Origin of the sequence: Pseudomonas sp. CC6-YY-74 (genome assembly GCF_002025205.1) — a bacterium.
Taxonomy (GTDB): domain Bacteria; phylum Pseudomonadota; class Gammaproteobacteria; order Pseudomonadales; family Pseudomonadaceae; genus Aquipseudomonas; species Aquipseudomonas paeninsulae.
In genome coordinates, this window is sequence record NZ_CP019947.1 from 2,783,052 (window position 1) to 2,804,637 (window position 21,586).

Consider the following 21,586-nt stretch of genomic DNA (forward strand, 5'->3'; position numbering starts at 1 on the left):
ACAAATGAACAACCTGAGCAAAGTGTGTTCCTCCCCCGGCCCTGGTTGGGCATCACGTCCATGCTCATAGCATGTATCAACGCGCCTGGTCAGCGCCCTGGCCAGTATAGGTAAAGACGCGGGCAGCGAGTCACAGGGCATAACGGCGGTCCAGGGCGCTGTAGCCCATGCCCACGCTCTTGTGCACTTTCAGTTGCACCGGAATCCGCTCCTTCATGGCCTCGACGTGGCTGATCACGCCGATCATCTTGCCGCTGGCATTCAGGCTATCGAGGGCATCCAAGGCGATTTCCAGGGTTTCGCCGTCCAAGGTGCCGAAGCCTTCGTCGAGAAACAGCGAGTCGATGCTGGTCTTGTGGCTGACCAGGTCGGACAGGGCTAACGCCAGGGCCAGGCTGACCAGGAAGCTTTCGCCGCCGGACAGGGTCTTGGTGTCGCGGGCGACATCGGCCTGCCAGGTGTCGATCACTTCCAGTTCCAGTTCGCCGCTGCTACGCCGGGCCAGCTGGTAGCGGCCATGCAGGCGTTCGAGTTGCTGGTTGGCCAGGTAGACCAGGTGATCGAGGGTCAGGCCTTGGGCAAACTTGCGGTACTTGGCGCCGTCGGCCGAGCCGATCAGGCTGTTGAGTTGCTGCCAGAGGTCGTACTCGACCTGCTTGGCTTGGATCCCGGCGAACAGACTCTGCTGGCTCAGCCGCCGTGCATCGTCGCCCTGCAACTGGGCGCGGATTTCGCCCTGGCGCTGGGTCAGGGTTTTTAGCTCGGCAGTCAGCAGCAGCAGGCGTTGTTCAAGCTGTTCGCGCTCGAGTTCACTGGCCGGATTGGCCTGCAAGGTCGCCAACTGTTGCTCGGCGGCGGTTTTCAGCGCCTGGGCCTCGGCCAGGGATTTGTCCAGGCGCTCCTTGAGCCGGGACAGCGCAGCACGCTGCTGATCGTCAAGCAGCGCAGCCTGGAATGCGCCCTCGTCGCCGAACGGGCTGGCGGCCAGGGCCGCCGCCCATTGCTGCACCTTGGTCTGCAGGTCGTGCTGATCATCAATCAGCCGCTGCGCCTGGGTCTGTTGCGTACCGTGCAATTGCTGATGACGGCTTTGCTCATGGCTTAGCTGCGCCTCGCTTTGCCGCAGGGCGGCCCGCGCATCGGCAACCGCCGCCAGTGTCGGCGGCTGTTCCTGCTGCTCTGCCGCCCAGCGCTGTAGCCAGTTGCCGTGCAGTTCGCGGGCAACGCTGAGGGCATGTTCCAGCTCGCGCTGTTCACCCTCCAGTTGCTGACGCCGTTGCTGCGCCTGCTGCCAGCTGTGCCACTCGACTTCGCGCTCGCGCAGCCAGGCGTCACCGTCGGCTGGCAGGTTATAGCCGAGGGCGCCCAGCTCTTGGCCGAGGAGGCTGTCGCGTTCGCGGCGCTGGCCCTGCAATTGTTCGAGACGGGTGGCGAGGTCCGCCACCTGGGTGTCCTGATGCTGCCGTTGCTGACTGCTCAGGGCCAGCTGTTGCTGCCTGGCGATGCACGCCTGCTCGAGCTGCTGACGAGCCGTGCGCGCGCCGTCATGGGCGCTCTTCACGTGTTCGAGCTGATCCAGACTGCGCTGGATGGCATCCAGCTCACCCGCCTGCTGCTGCTCATACGCGGCCAAGGCGGCAGCATCGGCCAGCACGGTGCCGAGCTGCTCGGTCAACTGCTGCCAGCGTTGCTCCTGCTGAGTGTGCTCCTGATGGGTACGTTGCAACTGCTGCCGCTGCTGCTCGAGCTGGGTGGTCAAGGTCGCCAGCTCGCTGGCCAGACGCTGACCGCTGCCGGTCAGGGTTTCCAGTTCGGCCTTCTTCGCCAGCAAGGTCTGTTGGGTCGCGCAAACGTCCAGTGCCTGGTAGGCGGCAATCGCCGGGTGTTCGTGGGCACCACACAACGGGCAGGCTTGGCCCTCCTGCAGCTGCGCGCGGTAGGTCTCCAGGGCCTGGATGCGCTGCTCCTGCTCCAGCAGTTTTTCCTGGTCGCGCAGCTGTTGCTGCACGTCCTTGTAGCGCGCGCGCAAGGCGAGCACTTCGGCATCCTTGGCGGCGTGCTGGCCGTGCAATTCGCGCAGTTTGCCGTCCAGCTGCGTCTGTTGTTCGGCCAACTGCAGGCGCGTGCTGACCAGCTGCTTGAGCTGGCCCAGCAGGCCGCTGCGGCGGTGCAGCAACTGCCAGTGCTCGCGCAGGGCGGCTTCGCTGCGCCCGGCCAACAGGCCATCGACTAGCCGCTGCTGCTCGCCTTCCACCCGTTGCGCTGCAAGCAGGTGCGCCTGCTCGGCGCTCAACTGCGCGGCCTGCTCGGCCAACTGCCGATCCAGCACCTGCACGGCCTGCGCGGTCTGCTGCTGGCGGCTGCCGAGCTGGTCGATGTCCACGCCCAACTGCTGGCGCGCCGCGAACTGGCTGCGCCAAGCCACCAGTTGCTCACCGAGCCGAGCGTGTTGCGCGTGCTCGGCCAGGCGGGTGTCCAGCTGCTGGCGCTGCGCGGCCAGCTGATCGTACGCGTGCTGCCGCTCGCCAAGCAGTTGCTGGCTGAACTGGTGCGCCTGCCACAGACAGGCGCTGCTGCGCTGTACGGTCTGCTGCTGCTCGAGCCGGGTCTGCTGCAAGGCCTGCTCAGCCTGGTGCACGGCCTGCTGCGCCTGCTGCCAGTCGCGATAAATAGGCTGCAACTTTGCCGCGGGTTCGCTGGCGGCCAGTTGCGCCAGCTGCGCCTGGGCGGCCTGCAATTCGTCCTGGGCCCGCTGCTCGGCCAGCGCCGTGCTGTGCTGCTGGCTCTGCGCTTTGCCCAGGTCATCGCGCCATTGGCGCTGGCGTTGCAGTTCGACCTGCTCGGCATTCAGGCGGGTGTCTTCGGCGCCCAGGCGTTCGGCTTCGAGCTGCAGCGCGCGACGCTGTTCGTCGCCCAACAACTCGACGCCTTCGGCCCGCGCACGCAGTTGATCGAGCGCGCCCTTGACCTCGCGGGTCTGCTCGAACACGCGCTGGGAAATCTGGCCGTAGATGTCGGTGCCGGTCAGCTCTTCGAGCAGCTCGGCGCGCTGGTTGGCATTGGCTTCGAGGAAGGCGGCAAACCCGCCCTGAGCCAGCAACATGGACTTGGTGAAACGTTCGAAATCCAGGCCCGTCAGGCGCTCGGTCTCGCGCAGCTTCTCGTTGATCTTGTCGGTGAGGATAGTGCCGTCGGCCGCCGCCAGTTCCACCTTGGGCGCCTGCAGCGCGCCGCCGGCCTTGTCGCGGGCGCGGCGCTGGCTCCAGAAGGCACGGTAACGCGCGCCCTTGACCTCGAATTCGACCTCGGCCAGGCAATCGCCGGTGTGCCGGGTCATCAGCTCGTTGGCGCTGGCCGACACGCTGCTCATGCGCGGCGTGCGGTGGTACAGGGCCAGGCAGATGGCGTCGAGCAAGGTGGTCTTGCCGGCGCCGGTCGGCCCGGTGATGGCGAACAGGCCGTTGTCCTTGAACGGCTCGGCGGTGAAATCGATCTTCCACTCGCCCTTCAGCGAGTTGAGGTTCTTCAGGCGCAGGCTGAGGATCTTCATGCCTCGCCCTCGCGCAATGCGCCGACCACTTGCCGATACAGGGCGAGCAAAGGTGCCTGCTGCGCCTGATCCAGACTTTCGCTGCCCAGGCGCTGGGCGAACACCTGCTCCACGCTCAGTTCGTCCAGGGTTTCCCTGGCCTGGCCCTGCAACGCGGCCACGGCATTACCGCGCTCGCGGCGGATGCGCAGCACTTCGACCGGCAAGCCCTCGCACAGCGCGGCGATGCGCAGCTGCAGGTCGCTGAGGTAGTCATCGGTGCTCACCAGCACTTCCAGCCACACCGGCAACTCGCTGCTGCCCTGCTGCGCGGCCTCGGCAATCGCCGGTTCCAGCTCCTTGAGCGATCCGCGTACGGACAACAGTGGCTGGAAACGCGGCACCGGCAAGGGCGTGATAGCGCGCAAACCGCTGCCATCCAGCTCGACCAGCAACACCTCCTTCTGCTGCCTGGCCTCATCGAAACTCAACGGGATCGGCGAACCGCAATAGCGGATATGCTCCAGGCCGCCGACCTTCTGCGGCCGGTGGATATGCCCCAGGGCGATATAGGCAGCCGGCGGGAAGGCGCTGGTGGGGAAGGCTTCCAGGCTGCCGACGTAGATCTCGCGCACCGACTCGCTGGCGCTAGCGCCGACCGTGGTCAAATGCCCGCTGGCGATGATTGGCACGTCGCCACCCAGCTCGTCGCGCTCGGCCTCGGCCAGGGCATACAGATCCTGGTAATGCTGCTGGATCGCCTGCTGCAACGACAGTTGCTTGTCTTGCGCACTCTGCCCGGCCTGGCTCTGCAGCACATCGCGCGGGCGGATAAAGGGAATACCGCAGAGAATCGCCCCGGGCGCGCCGTCGCGCCGGTGCAGCACCAGCAGTTGCTCGCGCAGATCGGCACACACGCCAGGGATCACCCGGGTATCCAGCTGCGCCAGCAGGGTCTTGCTCTCGCCGAGCATGGCCACCGAATCGTGGTTGCCGCCGAGCACCACCAGCTCGCAGCCGCTGCCGCGCAGCTCGACGATAAAGCGGTTGTACTGCTCGCGGGCATAGCTGGGCGGCGCGCCGGTGTCGAAGATATCGCCGGCGATCAGCAGCGCATCGACCTCATGTGCGTGCACCTGCTCGATCAGCCAAGCGCAGAAAGCCTGGTGTTCGGCCTGGCGGGTCTTGCCCATGAAGTGCTGGCCAAGGTGCCAGTCGGAGGTGTGCAGAATGCGCATCTCGCTGTAATTCTCACGAAAAATAATCCGGCAACCTTGCCTGTTCGCACCGGTCGAAGCAAATACTCGATAGGTCGCCGCGGCAGCCAAGGCTGAATCGGTAAAATCGCCTCAGCACTCAATAACCAGGAGGATCGCACCGCATGAAGCAAACCCGTCATATCGACTTACTGATCTGTGATTGCGACGGTGTGCTAATCGACAGCGAAATCATCGCCGAAAGGACCCTGCGCGAAGCGCTTGCCAGCCTGGTCCCCCTGCATGAGTTGGACGTCGTGCTGAACGGCACCTTCGGCCTGCAGGGCCGCGACATCCTGGCCAGGGTCGAAGCGCATTTCGGCATCTGCCTGCCGGTCAACTTCCATGCCGAGCAACTCGCCCGTAGCGAAGCGCTGATCCGCAGCGAGGTGCAGATTATTCCAGGGGTACGCGATGCCCTGCACAGCATCGACTTGCCATTGGCCATCGCCTCCAATGGTCGTCATCAGGCGGTTGTCTTTGCGCTGCAGCGCAGCGATCTGAGCGGGCGGGTTGATAGCGGCATTTTTGCCGCAGAACAGGTCGACCGGCCCAAGCCGGCACCCGATGTTTACCTGCTGGCCGCGAAAACCGCCGGCGTCGCCCCGCAGCGCTGCTTGGTAGTGGAGGACAGTGCCACTGGCGCTACCGCAGCGCTGACCGCAGGCATGCAGGTAATCGGCTTCCTAGGTGCCAGCCACATTCCTCCGGAACATGGCGAGACCCTACGGCAACTCGGTGTGCAACACCTGATCGAGGACATGCGCGAGCTGCCGGCACTGGTTGAGCGGTTGTGTTACAGAGCCGCAGCCGACGCCTGGCCCTGAACGGCAAACCTCAAGAGCAACCGCCCCGGTTCACATGGCCCACTCCTGCACCACCATATGGGTCTTGACCCGCTGCATCTGCGGGAAGCGTTCGAGTTCGTCGCGAATCTCGCTGAGCCGCGCCATTGAAGCCACCTCGACGTAGACCAGCATGTCGGTCTCGCCGCTGATGCCGCAACAACGGCGGATTTCCGGGAAGGCGCGCATGCGCTCGACGTAGTCCTGGCAGCGGCCATCCTTGTAGAACAGCTCGAAGAACGCCTTGACTGCGCCGCCATCGGGATCGGCGACCCGGGCGTGATAGCCCTGAATGATCCCGGTTTGCTCCAGTTGACGAATGCGCTCGCTGACCGCCGAGCGCGACAGGTTGACGTCGCGGGCAATCTGGCTGACCGGGGTACGCGCATCGCTGCGCAGCAGGGCGAGGATCTGGCGATCGAACTTGTCCACAGGGTTCTCGTGCATCCGGCAATTTGAGGGGGAATTGCGCCGTTTCGTCGGTGAAAGCCGGCAGCTTGCGCCGGATCGGCGGCTTAATATGGCAGCATTCTTCGAAAGGACACGAGCATACAACATGAGCCGCCTGAACCAAGAACTTGGCCTGCTGCAGGGCATTGGCCTGCTGAGCACGTCGCTGCTGGGCACCGGTATTTTCGTCGTGCCGGCGCTGGCCGCCACCGCGGCTGGCGAGGCCTCGCTGTGGGCCTGGATGATCCTCATCGCCCTGGTCCTGCCGATCGCCTTCACCTTCGCCCAGCTGGGCCGGCACTACCCCCATGCCGGCGGTGCGCCGCACTTGATCGGCCGCGCCTTCGGCCCGCGCATGGAGCGCCTCAGCGCCTGGCTGTTCCTCGCCGTGCTGCCAGTCGGCTTGCCGGCAGCATTGAATATCGCCAGCGGTTTCTGGCAGGCCGTGGTCGACTTGAGTCGCGGCCAGGCGCTGACCATCCAGCTCGCCACACTCGGCGCCATCCTGCTGCTCGGCCAGCGTCCGGCCAAGGCCTCGGGGCTGGTACAGGGTCTGATCGCCGTGGCTATCGTCGGCAGTGTCGGCCTGATCTGGTGGGTCGGCGACTTGCCGCTCAACAGTCAGTCGCTGCTGCCGCCCATCGCCGGTTCCTGGCACCTGCTGCCCGCCGCGCTGGGGGTGATGTTCTGGTGTTTCGTCGGCATCGAGGCGTTCACCCATATGGGCGAGGAATTCAAGCGCCCCGAGCGCGACTTCCCCCTGGCCCTGCTGCTCGGCGTATTACTTGCCGGCCTGGTGTACTGGGCCTGCTCGGTCGCGGTGCTGAGCTTTCAGGCGTACGGCAATGTGCACAGCGACGCTGCCTCGCTGCCGCGCCTGTTCGACCTGCTGCTGGGCGAGCAGGCGCGCTGGCTGATCGCGCTGGTCGGCTACCTGGCCTGCTTCGCCTCGATCAACGTCTATATCCAGGGCTTCGCCCGGCTGATCTGGAGCCTGGCCGACGAAGGCAAGCTGCCAGCCCGCCTGGCCCAGCGCAATCACCACGGCGTGCCGGCCCGCGCCCTGCTGCTGGTGGTCCTCAGCTGCGCCCTGTGCGCCAGCCTGGCCGGTCTGTTCAACCTCTCGGTGGACGACCTGATCCGCTACGCCAACGGCAACTTCGTGGTCATCTACCTGCTGAGCATGGCCGCCGGCTGGGTACTGCTGCGCGGCGTCTGGCGCTGGCTAGCCGGTTTCAGCGCGCTGCTCTGCACCCTGGTGCTGTTGATGCTCGGTGTGGATGCCTGGTATGCCCTGGGCCTGTTGGCCGTGCTGGCGGCACTCGATTACCTGCGCAACCCGCCCATGCAGGCGGCAAAGGTGACCTGAGGCACAAGGAGCCTGTCGAACTTAACGCTGATCTACTGCGGAAAAGCCGGGTTCGGCCATTTTTGCCGCTCTTTCTCGTTAAATAGCTAGCTATTCGCCTCGAAAGACCGACAAAACTGACTCGAACCGAATTGTCGGACCATGGACTTCCCCTCGCTACGAACGGTCAAGTCCGACAGGCTCCTAGATGCTCTATCCTTGGGGCGAACCCGCCGAAAGGAAGCCCCATGCACCGCGTACTCACAGACCTGAAGATCATGTTGCTGGCCAATCTGTGGATAGTCCCAGTGGTCGCGGCGCTGGTCGGCGCGGTGTTCTATTTCGTGGCCCCGCCGCCGCCGATGCACGCCAGCATGGCCACCGGCGCTGAGGGTGGCAATTACCGGTTATTTGCCGAGAAGCTCAAGACGCAACTGGCCAGGGAAGGCTTCGAGCTGACCCTGGTACCCAGCGCCGGCTCGCGGGACAACCTCGGGCGGCTGTTGGCGGAGGACAGCCAGGTCGAGATCGCCCTGGTGCAGAGCGGCCTGGAACGCCAGCTCAGCGCCGGCGACAAACCCCGCTTGCACAGCCTCGGTGCGGTGTATCAGGAACCGCTGTGGTTGTACTACCGCAAGGACATCGCGCTCGATCGCATCGCCGATCTACTGCCGCTGCGCCTGGCCTTGGGCAGCGTCGGTAGCGGCACCCAGGCGGCCAGCGAGGCAATCCTCCTCGCCAACGCCATCGACCCGCAGCAGTACCCCGCCACCTGGCAGAATCTGGGCGGCAACAAGGCCGCCGCTGCCCTGAACTCCGGCGAACTGGACGCCGCCTTTTTCGTCGGTCCGGCGGAGAACACCCGCGTGCAGCTACTGGCGGCCAACCCGGCGTTACGCCTGGCCAACTTCCGCCGCGCCGCCGCCTATGAAGCCCGCCTGCCGTTCTTCAAGCGCGTGACTATCGAGGAAGGCCTGCTCAATCTCGCGCTGAACAGCCCGCCGCAAACCACCGTCACCCTATCCCCGGTGGCCACCCTGGTGATCAACCAAAACTTCCACCCGGGTCTGGTGGCGCTGTTCCTCGAGGCGAGCCGCGAGGTGATGAAGAACGGCACCCTGCTCGATCAGGCCGGCGCCTTTCCCAGCGCCGTGCCGCGCACCTTCGAACTGTCCAGCGACGCCGAGCACTACTACAAGAGCGGTCTACCCCTACTGCAGCGCTACCTGCCGTTTCGCATCGCGTCCCTGGCCGACCGCTACATCATCTTGCTGATCCCGCTGATCGTGGTGCTGGTGCCGCTGCTCAAGGCGGTCGGCCCGTTGTATCGCTGGCGCATCCGCGCGCGCATCTACCGCTGGTACAAGCACCTGCGCGAGATTGACCGGCAACTGGATGCCGGCACCCTGCCGGAACGCCTGGGCAGCGAGATCGAGCGCCTGGAACAACTGCAGGACGAACTGGCCAAGGTCGAGGTACCGCTGTCTTACTCCAACGAACTGTACGAACTGCATGTGCACCTGCGCTACGTGATTGAACGATTGCAGACCTTGCAGCAGCGGCGGGCGACCGAGGCCGAGACACTCGGGTAAACTGCGCAGCATTCCCGGGGCAGCGAAGCCGGCCATCGCCAGCTGTCAGCGCCCCCGTTCACCGCTGAAGATTCCAGAGAGACCGTCCATGCCGATCCGCCACTGCATCGTCCACCTGATCGACAAGAAACCCGATGGAACTCCCGCCGTGCTGCACGCCCGCGACAACGAACTAGGTGCCTCGCAGGCCATCGAGAACATGCTCGCCGACCTCAACCAGAGCTACAACGCCAAGCAGGGCAAGGCCTGGGGCTTGTTTCACGCCGAATCCGGCGCCTACCCGTTCAGTGGCTGGCTGAAGCATTACCTCGACGCTGGCCAGGACTTCGCCGCGTTCAGCCGCCAGGCGGTCGAGCACCTACAGAAGCTGATGGAGGAGTCCAACCTGTCCACCGGCGGCCATGTGCTGTTCGCCCACTACCAGCAAGGCATGACTGACTACCTGGTGATCGCCCTGCTGCATCACAGCGACGGCGTGGCGGTCAACGACGCGCTGGACGTGACTGCCGCCAAGCACCTGGACCTCAGCCAGTTGCACCTGGCGGCGCGGATCAATATTTCCGAATGGCAGAACAACGCTAATTCCAAGCAGTACATTTCCTTTATCAAGGGCAAGAACGGCAAGAAGGTGTCGGAGTACTTCCGCGACTTCATCGGCTGCCAGGAAGGCGTCGACGGGCCGGGCGAAACCCGCACCCTGCTGAAAGCCTTCAGCGACTTCGTCGAAAGCGAGGATCTGCCAGAAGAAGCGGCACGGGAAAAAACCAAGACCCTGGTCGACTACGCCAGCAGCCAGGCCAAGATCGGCGAGCCCATGGGCCTGCAGGAGCTCTCCGGGCTGATCGACGAAGAGCGTCCGCGGGCGTTCTACGAGCATATCCGTAACAAGGACTACGGCCTGTCGCCGGAGATCCCGGCGGACAAGCGCACGCTCAGCCAGTTTCAGCGCTTCACCGGCCGCGCCGAAGGCCTGTCGATCAGCTTCGAAGCTCACCTGCTCGGCTCGAAAGTCGAATACGACGAGAGCCAGGGCACCCTGATCCTGCGCAACTTGCCAACCCAACTGACCGACCAGCTCAAGCGGCGCAAGGACTGAAAGACTGAGCGCCTATTGCGACCATCTGTAGGCGCTCGCGCTGAGGTTGCGTTCGATAGTTTCATGACATTCGAGGCACTGCGCCATGTCACGCCTGCCCGACAGTGTGCTCGACGACTGCCTGCTCGATCCGGCGGCACCTTTTGCCAAGGATCCGGCGCGCGATTTCGGCCTGGACAGAAAGGCCGCGCAATCGGCCCTGGCCGAACTGCGCGCCTGGCTCAACGATCAGCAGCGGCGGCTCCAGGCCAACGGCCAGGACGCCCTGCTGCTGGTGCTGCAAGGCCCGGACTGCGCCGGCAAAGACGGCGTCATCAGGCGCGTGCTCAACAGCATCGACCCGCAAGGCCTGCACCTGCACAGTTTCAAGCAACCGGATGCCGGCGAGCGACGGCATGATTTCCTCTGGCGCTATCGGCGGCGGCTGCCCGCCCCCGGACTGCTCGGGGTGTTCAACCGCAGTTACTACGAAGGCCTGGCCAGCGACCTCTTCGACGGCCTGATCGCCGCCGCCGAGTTACCCGCCCGCCTGCAGCGCGTGCTGGCCCTGGAAGCGGGTCTGCCGGCGCAGCGCCTGCATCCGCTCAAGTGCTACCTGCAGATATCCCGCGACGAGCAGAAAGCGCGCCTGCTGCAACGTGTGCAGCGCCCGGACAAGCGCTGGAAACTGCGCGCCAGTGATTTGCTGGCCTACCGTGGCTACGCGGTGCGCCAGCAACACTGGAGCCAACTGCTGACGGCCAGCCACAGCGAACAGGCCCCCTGGTATGTGCTGCCGGCCGAGCATCGCTGGCTGCGCGACTGGTTGCTGGCCAGCCTGCTGGCCCGCGAATTCGAACGCCTGCACCTCGAGTGGCCGGATCGCCCAGCGCCCTTCACGGTGGACGACCTGCAGGACGCGGATTAGAGCCACTTCCCTCTGCTCGCCTGGGAAGCAGCGGCAGCGCTGCGCTTTAGCCGTCGCACAAGCAACCAAGCGCTGCGCGGCTGAAGCCGCTCCTGTGCACTCAATCCCAAGCCCGCCAGGCTGCTAGAGTCAGATGTAAAGGTTCCACCGTCTGCGCTGAGGAGTCGGGGATGAAACCGTCCTGCAACCAACCAGGCCCTGCGGCCCAGTGTCGCCGCCTGGTTGTGTGCGCCACGCTATGCCTGGGACTACTGGCCGGCATGGCGAGCATGGCCAGTGAAGAACCGCCACCGGAAGCGCTGCGCAGCGACAGCGCACGTTTCGTCGCGGTGAATACTGCGTTCACCCTATCGCACGAAATGGGCCACCTGCTGATCGCCGAACTGAATCTTCCGGTGCTCGGCCGCGAGGAGGATGCCGCCGATCAACTCGGCTTCATCAGCCTGTTCCTCGCCAACGGGCGTCAGCGCGACGCCGACTTCTACGCCAAGCTGTTGGACATCGCCGATTACTGGCGGCTGGAATGGCAACGGGCGAAACCGGAGCATGAGGAAGTGTACGCCTGGGCCAGCCATGGCCTCGATGCCCAGCGCTTCTACAATCTGGCCTGCCTGATCTACGGCAGCGATCCGGATCGGCTGGAATGGGTGCCCAAGCTCACCGGCCTGCCAATGGAACGTGCACTCTACTGCGACCAGGAGTACGCCCAGGTGCGCAAGGCGCTGGCCTGGGTCGAGCAACAACACGGCCGCCGCCCCGGCGAGTCACTTGGCCATCGCATCCAGGTGATCTACGAGCCGCCGAGCTTGCGCCCGGAAGAGAGTCAGCGCCTGCTCGAACAGATCCGCCGCTCTGGCGAAGTGGAGGCCATCGCCGCCCGCGCCAGCGAGACTTACCACCTGCCCCGTGATCTGGTGCTGCGCCTGGCCAGTTGTGGTGCGCCAGACGCCTGGTACAGCCGCACCGGCGGCGAGCTGGTGCTGTGCTACGAACGCCTGGCGCATTTTCAGCTGCTCGCCGTGCAGTTACCGCGCCTGCGCCAGGCGGCCATCCAAGCCTGCGACAGCTGTCGCAAGCCGTAGGCCGGGGCAAGCGCGCCTCAGCGCGCCTCGATCCGGAAGCCCATGCGCGGGAAGTGTACGTGCACAACCCCGGCGCGCGGATCCTCGCGACGCAGGATCAACTCTTCGCTACCGCTGAACAACAACTCGCCTGCGACCGCATCGACGCCGTAATCGATGGCCGCAATGGTCACCTGCTGGCCGAGCGTGAAACCATTCGGGTCAGTAAATGCCTCATTGGGGAGCTCTGCCGGGGTGGCCTCGCGCGCGATCGCCACGGCTTCTTCACCGCTCATCTCGCTGTGCGCACCGTGACCGAAACCCAACACCCGGCCGAGCCAGGCCGCCACTGCCGGATACTCGTCAACCAGCGGCGCAGTCACCGGGGTGCCGCGCAGGAACCACAGCGAATGGGCCATGGCGAAGTCGGCCAGCGACGGCTCGCCAAACAGAAAATCGCCCTGCTCGCGCTCGAGTTGCTGCTGCAAACGGCTCATCAGCACCGGCCATTGATGCTTGGCCTGCTCCAGCGGCACGCGGACGGCATTGCCGCCACTGAACAGCGCGGTACGGTCGACGATAAAGGTCTTGAGGAATTCCGGCGGCAGGGTGCCGAAGCGTACAGCGATGGATTCAGGCTGGAACACCAGGCTCACCGCATGCTGGAACACCAGCGAGTCGGCCCACTGGGCGAAGCTGGTGACATTGAATTCCTGGCCTTCGGGAAACAACGGCGGCGTGGCTTTTTCCGCCTCCAGACGCCGGGCGATCAGCGCGCTATCGCAATAGATGTCGGCACCAACCTGCAACACCGGGGTCTTGCGATAACTGCCCGTCAAGGCGATCAGATCCGGTTTGGGCATCATTGCCGGGATCATCACCGAGCGCCAGGACAGTTGCTTGAAGCCCAGCATCAGGCGCGCCTTTTCGGAAAACGGCGAGGTTGGGTAATGGTGCAGGATCAACTCGTGCATGACAGGCTCCGCAACTATTCAGGAAACCGCCAGCTTACCCGTGCCCACCACTGCGGCCTACCCGCTCAGGTTGATAGCGCGCCATCAACCACGGCGATAAGACTGCCAGCGGCCACCAGCACTTCCTTGGCCGGTTTGCCCAGACGCTTGATCGCCCGCTCCCGGCGCAACGCATCGCCTTTGCCCGCGCAGGCTTCGATATAGACCAACGCCAGCGCCGGACTGGAATAGAAGAAGCGCGCGCCTTTGCCACTCTGGTGCTGGGTGAAACGCCGCTGCGGGTTGTCGCTGATACCGCAATACAACGCGCCGTTCTGCGTCCGCACCAGATAGACGAACCAGGTTTTGCCGGCGGCCTCAGTCATCGCAGGCACCGCCCGCGAACCGAGTCAGGCGAACCATTCGCGAGCCGTACGCCACAGGCAGATACCGACGAAATAGACCGAGGCCAGCCCCCAGACCGCCAGCAGCCAGGTCTGGTTGAGTGGGTACTGCACAATCAGCAAGGCACAGGCCGACATCCACACCAAGGTCACACCGATATTCAGTGGCATGAACTGCTTGACCCGAAACGGGTGGAGAAACTTCATCCTGGTCAGGGTCAGGCCCGACAACAGCACGATGGTGGCGAGGCTTAGCCAGGGATCGAAGTCCAACAGGTAGAGGTAGACGATCACCACGTTCCAGGCCGCCGGGAAGCCGACGAAGTAGTTGTCCTTGCTCTTCATGTTGAGGTTGCAGAAGCAGAACAACGACGACAGCAGGATCACTCCGACCGAGAGCAGCAGGGTGTACTCGGGTAGGGGGATGAAGCGATACACGAAGATCGCCGGGATGAATGCATAGGTGAGGTAGTCGATCACCAAGTCCAGGGTCGAGCCATCGAAGTGCGGCAACACCACCTTGACGTCGAATTTGCGGGCCAGGGTGCCGTCCAGGCCATCGACCAGCAATGCCAATCCCAACCAGAGCAGGCAGACCTGCGGCCGACCATCGAGTACAGCCAGCAAGGCCAGCAACGCCAGAATCACCCCGCTAGAGGTGACGGCATGCGCGCCCCAAGCCTTGGCTTTGCTTGCGGACAGCAATATTACATTCATGATCAGGCTTCCTGGCGCTCTGGCTTGTGTCTGGCAGCTGGAGAACCACTGCACTCGGTTGGGCCGCGTTCAGCTACGGTCTGTTATTCAACGAATAGTCCAGGCTTACAACTTGCGCCTGACGTCGCTGAAGGTTCAGACCAGAAAGCCTACCATTACGTTCGCTATTGCAGCTAAAAGCCATGAATCAAGGGTTATCGAGAGGCCCTGAACTGCGCCAAGCCCTTGGCCGCCTGACGGCGAATGGCGTTCTGCACCGGCGGCGCCCAACCCAGCAGCAGCCCTTTCATACCCAAGGCCTGACGCGCCCAACGCCACAGGTCGAAATGGTCGCGGTGCTCGACGATCTTGCCGGCGCTAAAGACGAAGTGGGCATCGATGCGGTTGACCACCGTATTGCCGGTCTGGCTGAACAGGTAGGTCGCCACCCACTGCGCACTGCCCTGCCGCTCGTCCGCCTGGACATGGTCGAAGGTCAGCGAAAAATTCTGCGCCCGCGCCGTCAACATGCGCCACATGTCCGCCGCTTCGCGGCCACGCAAATCCTCGAACACCGGGTCGCTGAAGCGTACATCCTCGGCATAGCACGCCGCCATGGCCTCGGCGTCACGCTGCTGGAAGGCCTGGTAGAAATGGCAGATGAGTTCGGCGTTGGGGTGATTCATGGGCACGACTCCAGAGGTGAGAGTGTCTCAGCGGTTGTGACAATATCGCGCGCCGTCGCGAGGCCGTCTCCAGGCGTTCGCGGCAAGGCGCGCTACGTGAAAAGCAGGGGGCGTTTGGAGGTGGCCGGAGTAGGCGAGCGTTGTTTCACAAGCGCTTAGTATTGCCGGCAAAGGGCTAGCTGGCGATTGGCGCGCACGCCAACTTTGTGTCAATAATCGCCACAAACCAGCAATGACTCACTCGCCATGTTCACCATCGCACTCTACGTCTGCCCGCAAACCGTCTGCTCCAGCCTGAGCATGGCCTGCGATGCTTTTGCCCTGGCCAACCGCCTGGCCGGCAAGCCTCTGTTCAAGCTGCAGCGTTTCAGCCTGGATGCCCAGCCGGTCGACCTCGACTTCGCGCGTATCCAGGTCGACGGCGGCCTGGCGCTGGCCGAACAGGCCGAGTTGCTGATACTGCCGGCCACCGGCAGCGCCATCGACCTGAGTCTTGCCGCCAATGCCGCCTTGCTGCCCTGGCTCGCGCAACGTCCGAGCAGCCAAGCAATCGCCAGCCTGTGCAGCAGCGCCTTCCTGCTCGGCGCCGCCGGTCTGCTTGATGGCCGTCGGGCCACCACCCATTGGGCATTGGCCAGCCAGTTCCGCCAGCGCTTCCCGCAGGTACGTTTGGAAATCGATGAACTGCTCTGCCACGACGGCAACCTACACAGCTCAGGCGGCGCCCACGCCGGACTGGATTTGTGCCTGTACCTGATTACCCGGCATGCCGGGGCGTGGCTCGCGCAGCAAGTCGCCAACGCGCTGGTGTTCGACACCCAACGCGGACGCCAGTCGAGGTTTGCCCCGCTGCTGCCGGCAAGCAGCGCCACTGACAGCCCTCTGGCCCCGCTGCTGCACTGGATGCAACAGCATCACGCCGAGTCAATCGACCTCAAGCGCTTGGCCGAGCAGGCCAATTGCTCGCCGCGCACCTTGTTGCGCCGCTTCAAGACCAGTACCGGGCTGACACCCAACGACTACCTGCAGCGCCTGCGCATCAGCGCCGCACAAAACGCCCTGCGCCAGCCCGCGCGCTCGCTGGAGCAGGTTGCCGAACAGGTCGGTTTTGCCGATCGGGCGACCTTTGCCAAGCTGTTCAAGCAGCTCTGCGGCGAACCTCCGGGCGCATTCCGCCGGCGCATACGCCAGGCGCCCTGAACGCCCGAATCGACAGGCGAGCATGGCCGGGACACTCATATTGGCGGCATTGAGCGCGCCGGTCAGCGCGCGTCGATTTGCTGCTGCAGGTTCTGGATCTGGCCTTGCAGGGTGCTGATATTGCGGGTCATCTGCGCACGGAAGGCATCGAACTCGGCCGTGTTGCTTTTCGCCGCCGGACGGTTGTCCAATTCGCTGCGCAACACCAGCAGATCCTGCTCCAGACGGCCGATGGCCTGATTCGAATTGCCAGCCCTTTTCAGCGCCGCAATCTCGTCATTCAAGTTTTGCAGTTGCCCGTCGAGCTTGGCCGACCCGGTTTGCGCGGCTTTCAAGGATGCCTGCTCGGCTTGCAATGACGCCTGGGCTTTTTTCAGCGCGACCTGCTCACTGCTCAGGCTCTTCAGGCTGCCATCGAAGTTGCCGGTCGCGCCTTGCTGAGTCTTCAGCTCGGCTGCCAACTGCTCTATGCGCTTGTCCTGGCCGCTCTGCTGACCGGCCACGCCCTGCTGCTGCTTGCTCAGTTCGAGCAGTTTAGTTTCCAGCTGTTTGACTTGCAGCTTGAGCGATTCACTGCCGCTGGTGACCGTGGATTCGGTAGCCACTACCTTGCCGCTGATATCCTGGATACGCCCGGTAGCCTCCTCGCTGATACGCGCGAAGCTTTCCTGGGTGGCCACCAATTGCTGCTCCATCAGGCTGATCTGTTGAAAACTCCACCAGCCCAGCCCACAGAAGGCGATAGCCAGGGCGCCGACCAAGGCCCACAGCGCGCCAGTGCTGCCTGCCTTGGGGGCTTTGGGAGCTTTCGGGGCTTTGCCTGCTTTGGGCGCTTTGGGCGCATCCGCCGCGGCGCGGGATGGTGTCCGCGCGTCGGGCTCCTGGTGACCCGTATCCAAATAATCACGATCACTCTGATCGGTGGTCAGACTGGGCACATGATCGAGTTCGTCGTGGGCATCGTTACGCATGAGTAAACCTTTAGAAAACGCTGAAGACACGAAATTCCGGCCAGTATACCGGTTAGTGCGCAACGCTTCACCGGCGCGCCAAGCCAGTGCGACACGCACCGACGCAGAGCGCGGTACTGGCAAAGAGACCGCCTGCAGGGCGCACAGTTCCGCATCATGTGGACTGGTATGCGCTTTGCATTAATTTATCAGCGCCGTCCTCACAGTGCCTGGGATCAGGGTTAATGGCGCTGGAGGCAGCGACCTGAACGGTTTCTACCGATAGAACGAGCTTCGTGTCCTTCAAGATGAGTGACACCCAGCCCACTCCAAGAACAGGGCTAAGGCATATGGAACTGAACAGAGCAGTGTTGGATTGCATGAAGAGTTTGCGCCGCAGGCTACGCGAGGAACTGGCGGTGGATATCCGTATGAGCCAGCCGGACGCGATCAGCACGATGCTCAGCGCCTGCCTGAGGTCGACCAGCGAAGAGACCCGCCAGCTCGGCCAGCTCCTCGCCCAGTACAGCGACCAGCCATTCAACCCCGCCAGCGATAGCCCTACGCCCCGCCTGCAGGCAGGCCATCCCCTGCCGGATCAAGATCCGCAGGCCAAGCCGGCGAGCGGTTCGCTGCGCATGTATCGCGGCCAGCGGGTCTACGCCTGAGCGCCTTGAACCTGGGTTGAGAGCCTTCAGCCGGGATACTGGGCCTTCCACCACAGGCAGAACTCATCCAGCGCCGTCCACAGGCTGACCTGCGGCGCATAGTCCAAGTATTCGCCCGCACGGCTGATATCCAGAGAAAAATCCTTGGCCATCAGCGCCACCCCCAGGCGAAACAGGGTGGGTTCGGGGCGGCCAGGCAGCAGCGTGCACAGCCCTTCGTTGAGCGTCGCGGCGCCATAAGCCAGGGCGTAGGGCAGATGCCGGGTCACCGGCGGCAGCTCGAGCTGGCGCAACACATAGTTGACCGCGTCCCACAGCGGCACCGGTGCGCCATTGCTGATGTTGTAGGCCTTGCCCAGCGCCGGCGCGGCGGCCAGCAAGCAGCTGAACAAGGCGTCATTGAGGTTCTGCATGCTGGTGAAGTCGACCCGATTCAGGCCGTTGCCGACAATCGACAGGCGTCCCTTGCGCTGCATATTGATCAGCCGGGGAAAGAGACTGGTATCGCCGGCCCCCGTGACCGAGCGCGGACGCAAGGCCAGCACCTCGAGACCGAATTCCTGGGCGCCGAACACCTGCTGTTCGGCCAGGTACTTGGTCTTGCCGTAATGATCGAAGAAATGCTTGGGCACCTGCTCTTCCTTGATCGCCACGTGCGACTGGCCATCGAAATAGATCGACGGCGAGGAGAGGTGCACCAGCCGCCGCACGTGCTGTTTCAAGCAGCCTTCGACCACGTTCTCGGTAACCACCACATTGGCCTGATGGAACTGCTGATAGTTGCCCCAGAAGCCCACGGCGCCGGCGCAGTGCACCACCGCCTCGACGTCATGACAGAGCCGCTGCACCAGCTCGGGGTCGGACAAGTCGCCCTGGATGAACTCGGCGCCGCGCTTGACCAAGTGCTCCACTCCCTCTGCGCGGCGACCATTGACCCGCACGCTCAAGCCCTGTTCCAAGGCAAAGCGGGCGAAGCGTCCGCCGATAAAGCCACTTGCACCGGTAACCAGAATCTTCATCACCACTCCATGCCGTACTTGACCGTCTGCGCACTCTAACAGTGCCGACGCTGGCTCGCCGTGTCGCAACTCGCCAGAACAGCGACCGGGCGAACCAGGCGGCTGCCCTCTGGATAGACGCCAGCCGGAATATAGCAACTACGCTGTTATGCAGCGCATCCCCCACAGGAGTCAGGCATGACCACGAGCAACTGGATGATCTACGGCGCCAACGGTTACACCGGCCACCTGCTGGCCGCCGAAGCGCAACGCCAAGGCCTGACGCCGATTCTGGCCGGACGCAACCCGGCGGCGGTGCATGCCCTGGGCAGCCTGCTGGGCCTGGAATGCCGGATATTCGACATTGGCCAGCCCGAGCGCGCTCGCGAGGCACTGGCCGACGTGGCGCTGGTCGCCCACTGCGCCGGGCCTTTTTCCGCCACCAGCGCACCGATGCTCGATGCCTGCCTGGCCAGCGCGACCCATTATGTCGATATCACCGGCGAGATCGGCGTGTTCGAAGCGGCTCACGGCCGTGACCGGCAAGCCCGGGAGGCCGGACTGGCGGTCTGCCCCGGCGTTGGCTTCGACGTCATCCCCAGCGATTGCCTGGCCGCCTGCCTGCACCAGGCGCTGCCCGATGCCAGCCATCTGGCACTCGGTTTCGACACGGCCAGCGGGCTATCGCCGGGCACCGCGAAAACCACGCTGGAAGGCTTCAAGTTCGGCGGCAAGGTGCGCCGCGCGGGCATCATCACCGATGTACCGCTGGGCTATAGGCGCCGCCAGATCAACTTCGGCCGCGGCGTGAAATCCGCGGTTAGCATTCCCTGGGGCGACGTGGCGACTGCCTATTACTCGACCGGCATCGACAACATCGAGGTCTACCTGTCTACCCCGCCGGCCCTGGCCATCGGCATGCGCCTGCTCGACCCGCTGCGCCCGCTGCTCGGCCTGAATGCCGTCCAGCACTGGCTCAAGCGCCTGGTCGACAAGCGCGTAGCGGGTCCCGACCAGGCCACCCGCGAACAGCAGCGCACCTGGCTGTGGGGCGAGGCACGCAACGCCGCTGGCGAGATGAAAACCGCCCGTCTGGAAACAGCCAATGGCTATGAGGTGACCGTGCATGGCGTGCTGCTGGCGGTGCGTCACCTGCTCGCCTACAGCGGCCCTGGCGGCTATTTCACGCCCTCGCAACTACTCGGCGCACGCTGCGTAGAACAGCTACCGGGGTCGGGCAAGATTCTGCTGTCCTGACGCTGTCGCTGTGGCCGCGAGCGCGGCCTAGGATGGCTGACGCTTTACCCATCCATCCATCAATAACGAGGGTGGATGAAAAGGCGCCAGCCCCACAGCTCTCGTAGCCCAATAAAGCGTGAATGCGCTGCGATCCGGACGGGCCATCCAGGGTTGCGCTGGCGCTTATCCAGACTACGAAACCGGCGCCGCAAGGCGTTGAGCGACGCCCGGCCCCGTACTTCAGCCCACCGTTAGGCAAACCGGGCTAGCTGAGCTGAAGCGGATCGCCGCCCGGCGCGGCCTAGCCAACGGATTGACCCGCGGGCACCAGACACTCGCCGGCCGCCTTGCGCAAATGATCGGTCAGCCGATTGAGCAGCTCGCCGCCGTTGCGCCAGTGATGCCAGTACAGCGGCACATCGACCGGCCGATCGGCGATCAGCTCGACCAACTCGCCACGGGCCAGCTCATTCAACACCTGCTGTTCCGGCATCAGGCCCCAACCAAGGCCACTCTGGGTCATGCGAATAAAACCCTCGGACGACGGGCACAGATGATGCAAAAAGCCACCCTCGACGCCAAGTTCAGCCAGGTAGCGATGCTGCAACAGGTCATCCGGGCCAAACACGATGCCCGGCACCCGGGTCAGCGCTGCCGGCGTGACGCCCTGGGGGAAATGCCGGGCAATGAATCCCGGACTGGCCAACGCACGGTAACGCATGGCGCCAAGGGCCTGGCTACGCGCCCCTGCCACCGGCCGGTCCGTGGCACATACACAAGCCGCTACATCACCGGCGCGCATGCGCTTCAGGCCGACGTCCTGATCCTCCACCAGCAATTCCAGCAACAGCCGGTGCTCGGCGCAAAACTCGCCCACGGCAGCGGCCCACCAGGTCGCCAGACTGTCGGCATTCAAGGCGATGCGCAGGCGCTCGGGTACCCCGCCTGCGTCTAGCGCCGGCACCTGATCCTGCACATCGCGCTCGAGCAGACGCACCTGCTGCACATGATTGAGCAGGCGCCGGCCGATCTCGGTGGGCGTCGGCGGCGTGGCACGCACTAGCACCGGCTGGCCAACCCGCGCTTCGAGCAGCTTGATCCGCTGCGACACCGCCGATTGCGACAAGCCCAGCAGCTGGGCGGCGCGCTCGAAACCGGCCTGCTCCACCACCGCCGCCAGAGCGGCCAACAACTTGTAGTCGAACAAATCAATTTTCCTAATGAGAGATCAGCATAATTTGTTTCTCTTATACAACCAGGCGCAACAGACTGGCTACCTCCCCACCCTGCAACAAGGACATCATCATGGCCGGCGAGACCGCGCTCCCCACCCTGCTACGCAGCATGAGCCCAATCCTGAACGACGGCGACTACGTGTTCTGCTGTCTGGCCGATGCCACGCCACCGGCCGACCTGCAACCACTCGGCAGTTTCCGCGAGCGCGAGGGCCTGAGCCTGATCCTGCCGCGCCAGCAGGCCGAGCGGCTGGGCCTGGAGTTCGACTATATCGCCGCCTGGATCACCCTCGAGGTGCACTCGGCGCTCGCCGCAGTCGGCCTCACCGCCGCGGTGGCTACCGCCCTGGCCGCCCATGGCATCAGCTGCAACGTGATCGCCGGCTACCACCACGACCACTTGTTCGTCGCCCAAGCCGATGGCCAACGCGCCGTGACGGTGCTGCAACAACTGGCCAAGCAGACGGAGTGAC

Annotated in this window: 20 protein-coding genes; 10 read left to right on the top strand and 10 right to left on the bottom strand. The window is 64.3% G+C overall.

All coding sequences use genetic code 11. The features are described 5' to 3' along the window. Nucleotides 1–130: 130 nt before the first annotated feature. Complete coding sequence (gene sbcC / locus B2D37_RS12725; RefSeq protein ID WP_079203033.1) at nt 131–3,550, bottom strand: exonuclease subunit SbcC; 3,420 nt, start codon at nt 3,548–3,550, stop codon at nt 131–133. Then, a complete protein-coding gene (sbcD, locus tag B2D37_RS12730; protein WP_079203034.1) occupies nt 3,547–4,767 on the bottom strand; it encodes an exonuclease subunit SbcD in 1,221 nt (406 codons plus the stop codon). The genes sbcC and sbcD overlap by 4 nt, the downstream gene beginning before the upstream one ends. A gap of 143 nt (nt 4,768–4,910) precedes the next feature. Here sbcD and B2D37_RS12735 point away from each other — a divergent pair, with 143 nt between their 5' ends. Beyond that, nucleotides 4,911–5,612, top strand: a complete 702-nt coding sequence (locus B2D37_RS12735) for an HAD-IA family hydrolase (protein WP_079203035.1) — start codon at nt 4,911–4,913, stop codon at nt 5,610–5,612. A gap of 30 nt (nt 5,613–5,642) precedes the next feature. On the opposite strand, the gene B2D37_RS12740 is transcribed toward B2D37_RS12735, so the two are convergent. Next, entirely contained in the window at nt 5,643–6,062 is a 420-nt protein-coding gene (locus B2D37_RS12740; protein WP_079203036.1) for an Lrp/AsnC family transcriptional regulator, read from the bottom strand. A gap of 124 nt (nt 6,063–6,186) precedes the next feature. Between B2D37_RS12740 and yjeH the strand changes: the two genes are divergently transcribed. The 5 genes from yjeH to B2D37_RS12765 all read left to right on the top strand — a co-directional run bounded on the left by yjeH (nt 6,187) and on the right by B2D37_RS12765 (nt 12,105). Next, nucleotides 6,187–7,449 (top strand): L-methionine/branched-chain amino acid transporter, encoded by a 1,263-nt coding sequence (gene yjeH, locus B2D37_RS12745; protein ID WP_079203037.1) that lies wholly within the window; start codon nt 6,187–6,189, stop codon nt 7,447–7,449. Nucleotides 7,450–7,676: 227 nt separating this feature from the next. Next, nucleotides 7,677–9,020 (top strand): TAXI family TRAP transporter solute-binding subunit, encoded by a 1,344-nt coding sequence (locus B2D37_RS12750; protein WP_079203038.1) that lies wholly within the window; start codon nt 7,677–7,679, stop codon nt 9,018–9,020. An 88-nt stretch (nt 9,021–9,108) separates the two neighbouring features. Next, entirely contained in the window at nt 9,109–10,116 is a 1,008-nt protein-coding gene (yejK, locus tag B2D37_RS12755; RefSeq protein ID WP_079203039.1) for a nucleoid-associated protein YejK, read from the top strand. 85 nt (nt 10,117–10,201) lie between these two features. Further along, nucleotides 10,202–11,023, top strand: a complete 822-nt coding sequence (locus tag B2D37_RS12760; protein WP_079203040.1) for a hypothetical protein — start codon at nt 10,202–10,204, stop codon at nt 11,021–11,023. Between the two features lie 170 nt (nt 11,024–11,193). Beyond that, nucleotides 11,194–12,105 carry a DUF4344 domain-containing metallopeptidase gene (locus B2D37_RS12765; RefSeq protein ID WP_079203041.1) on the top strand — a complete coding sequence of 304 codons (912 nt, stop codon included), beginning with the start codon at nt 11,194–11,196 and terminating at the stop codon, nt 12,103–12,105. A gap of 17 nt (nt 12,106–12,122) precedes the next feature. On the opposite strand, the gene B2D37_RS12770 is transcribed toward B2D37_RS12765, so the two are convergent. From B2D37_RS12770 to B2D37_RS12785, 4 genes are all read right to left on the bottom strand, one after another. Then, nucleotides 12,123–13,058: a glutathione S-transferase family protein gene (locus B2D37_RS12770; protein ID WP_079203042.1), complete on the bottom strand. Its 936-nt coding sequence runs from the start codon at nt 13,056–13,058 to the stop codon at nt 12,123–12,125. 65 nt (nt 13,059–13,123) lie between these two features. After that, complete coding sequence (locus B2D37_RS12775; RefSeq protein WP_079203043.1) at nt 13,124–13,423, bottom strand: GIY-YIG nuclease family protein; 300 nt, start codon at nt 13,421–13,423, stop codon at nt 13,124–13,126. A 24-nt stretch (nt 13,424–13,447) separates the two neighbouring features. Beyond that, nucleotides 13,448–14,158, bottom strand: a complete 711-nt coding sequence (gene pcsA / locus B2D37_RS12780) for a phosphatidylcholine synthase (RefSeq protein ID WP_079203044.1) — start codon at nt 14,156–14,158, stop codon at nt 13,448–13,450. Nucleotides 14,159–14,352: 194 nt separating this feature from the next. Continuing rightward, nucleotides 14,353–14,823: a nuclear transport factor 2 family protein gene (locus B2D37_RS12785; RefSeq protein ID WP_079203045.1), complete on the bottom strand. Its 471-nt coding sequence runs from the start codon at nt 14,821–14,823 to the stop codon at nt 14,353–14,355. Between the two features lie 246 nt (nt 14,824–15,069). Between B2D37_RS12785 and B2D37_RS12790 the strand changes: the two genes are divergently transcribed. Beyond that, a complete protein-coding gene (locus B2D37_RS12790; protein WP_079203046.1) occupies nt 15,070–16,023 on the top strand; it encodes a GlxA family transcriptional regulator in 954 nt (317 codons plus the stop codon). A 62-nt stretch (nt 16,024–16,085) separates the two neighbouring features. Here B2D37_RS12790 and B2D37_RS12795 read toward each other — a convergent pair whose 3' ends face one another. Further along, the gene (locus B2D37_RS12795; RefSeq protein ID WP_079203047.1) at nt 16,086–16,994 is read right to left on the bottom strand and encodes an ATPase; all 909 of its coding nucleotides are present in this window, start codon (nt 16,992–16,994) and stop codon (nt 16,086–16,088) included. Nucleotides 16,995–17,323: 329 nt separating this feature from the next. Between B2D37_RS12795 and B2D37_RS12800 the strand changes: the two genes are divergently transcribed. Further along, nucleotides 17,324–17,641, top strand: coding sequence for a hypothetical protein (locus tag B2D37_RS12800; protein WP_079203048.1), 318 nt, complete (start codon nt 17,324–17,326; stop codon nt 17,639–17,641). Nucleotides 17,642–17,667: 26 nt separating this feature from the next. On the opposite strand, the gene B2D37_RS12805 is transcribed toward B2D37_RS12800, so the two are convergent. After that, on the bottom strand, nt 17,668–18,660 hold the full coding sequence (locus B2D37_RS12805) for an NAD(P)-dependent oxidoreductase (RefSeq protein ID WP_079203049.1): 993 nt from the start codon (nt 18,658–18,660) through the stop codon (nt 17,668–17,670). A gap of 177 nt (nt 18,661–18,837) precedes the next feature. Between B2D37_RS12805 and B2D37_RS12810 the strand changes: the two genes are divergently transcribed. Then, entirely contained in the window at nt 18,838–19,896 is a 1,059-nt protein-coding gene (locus tag B2D37_RS12810) for a trans-acting enoyl reductase family protein (RefSeq protein WP_079203050.1), read from the top strand. A gap of 283 nt (nt 19,897–20,179) precedes the next feature. Here the strand turns inward: B2D37_RS12810 and B2D37_RS12815 are convergent, their stop codons facing one another. Beyond that, nucleotides 20,180–21,085, bottom strand: a complete 906-nt coding sequence (locus B2D37_RS12815; protein ID WP_079203051.1) for a LysR family transcriptional regulator ArgP — start codon at nt 21,083–21,085, stop codon at nt 20,180–20,182. A 98-nt stretch (nt 21,086–21,183) separates the two neighbouring features. Between B2D37_RS12815 and B2D37_RS12820 the strand changes: the two genes are divergently transcribed. After that, nucleotides 21,184–21,585: an ACT domain-containing protein gene (locus B2D37_RS12820; protein WP_079203052.1), complete on the top strand. Its 402-nt coding sequence runs from the start codon at nt 21,184–21,186 to the stop codon at nt 21,583–21,585. Nucleotide 21,586: the final 1 nt, after the last annotated feature.

Excerpts from the sequence above, each read along its gene's own strand:
- B2D37_RS12810 (WP_079203050.1), top strand. The coding sequence starts at position 18,838 with ATGACCACGAGCAACTGGATGATCTACGGCGCCAACGGTTACACCGGC.
- B2D37_RS12735 (WP_079203035.1), top strand. The coding sequence starts at position 4,911 with ATGAAGCAAACCCGTCATATCGACTTACTGATCTGTGATTGCGACGGT.
- B2D37_RS12770 (WP_079203042.1), bottom strand. The coding sequence starts at position 13,058 with ATGCACGAGTTGATCCTGCACCATTACCCAACCTCGCCGTTTTCCGAA.
- pcsA (WP_079203044.1), bottom strand. The coding sequence starts at position 14,158 with ATGAATGTAATATTGCTGTCCGCAAGCAAAGCCAAGGCTTGGGGCGCG.
- B2D37_RS12805 (WP_079203049.1), bottom strand. The coding sequence starts at position 18,660 with ATGAAGATTCTGGTTACCGGTGCAAGTGGCTTTATCGGCGGACGCTTC.
- B2D37_RS12790 (WP_079203046.1), top strand. The coding sequence starts at position 15,070 with ATGTTCACCATCGCACTCTACGTCTGCCCGCAAACCGTCTGCTCCAGC.
- B2D37_RS12800 (WP_079203048.1), top strand. The coding sequence starts at position 17,324 with ATGGAACTGAACAGAGCAGTGTTGGATTGCATGAAGAGTTTGCGCCGC.
- B2D37_RS12820 (WP_079203052.1), top strand. The coding sequence starts at position 21,184 with ATGGCCGGCGAGACCGCGCTCCCCACCCTGCTACGCAGCATGAGCCCA.
- B2D37_RS12760 (WP_079203040.1), top strand. The coding sequence starts at position 10,202 with ATGTCACGCCTGCCCGACAGTGTGCTCGACGACTGCCTGCTCGATCCG.
- B2D37_RS12775 (WP_079203043.1), bottom strand. The coding sequence starts at position 13,423 with ATGACTGAGGCCGCCGGCAAAACCTGGTTCGTCTATCTGGTGCGGACG.
- sbcC (WP_079203033.1), bottom strand. The coding sequence starts at position 3,550 with ATGAAGATCCTCAGCCTGCGCCTGAAGAACCTCAACTCGCTGAAGGGC.
- sbcD (WP_079203034.1), bottom strand. The coding sequence starts at position 4,767 with ATGCGCATTCTGCACACCTCCGACTGGCACCTTGGCCAGCACTTCATG.
- B2D37_RS12765 (WP_079203041.1), top strand. The coding sequence starts at position 11,194 with ATGAAACCGTCCTGCAACCAACCAGGCCCTGCGGCCCAGTGTCGCCGC.
- B2D37_RS12785 (WP_079203045.1), bottom strand. The coding sequence starts at position 14,823 with ATGAATCACCCCAACGCCGAACTCATCTGCCATTTCTACCAGGCCTTC.
- yjeH (WP_079203037.1), top strand. The coding sequence starts at position 6,187 with ATGAGCCGCCTGAACCAAGAACTTGGCCTGCTGCAGGGCATTGGCCTG.
- B2D37_RS12795 (WP_079203047.1), bottom strand. The coding sequence starts at position 16,994 with ATGCGTAACGATGCCCACGACGAACTCGATCATGTGCCCAGTCTGACC.
- B2D37_RS12750 (WP_079203038.1), top strand. The coding sequence starts at position 7,677 with ATGCACCGCGTACTCACAGACCTGAAGATCATGTTGCTGGCCAATCTG.
- yejK (WP_079203039.1), top strand. The coding sequence starts at position 9,109 with ATGCCGATCCGCCACTGCATCGTCCACCTGATCGACAAGAAACCCGAT.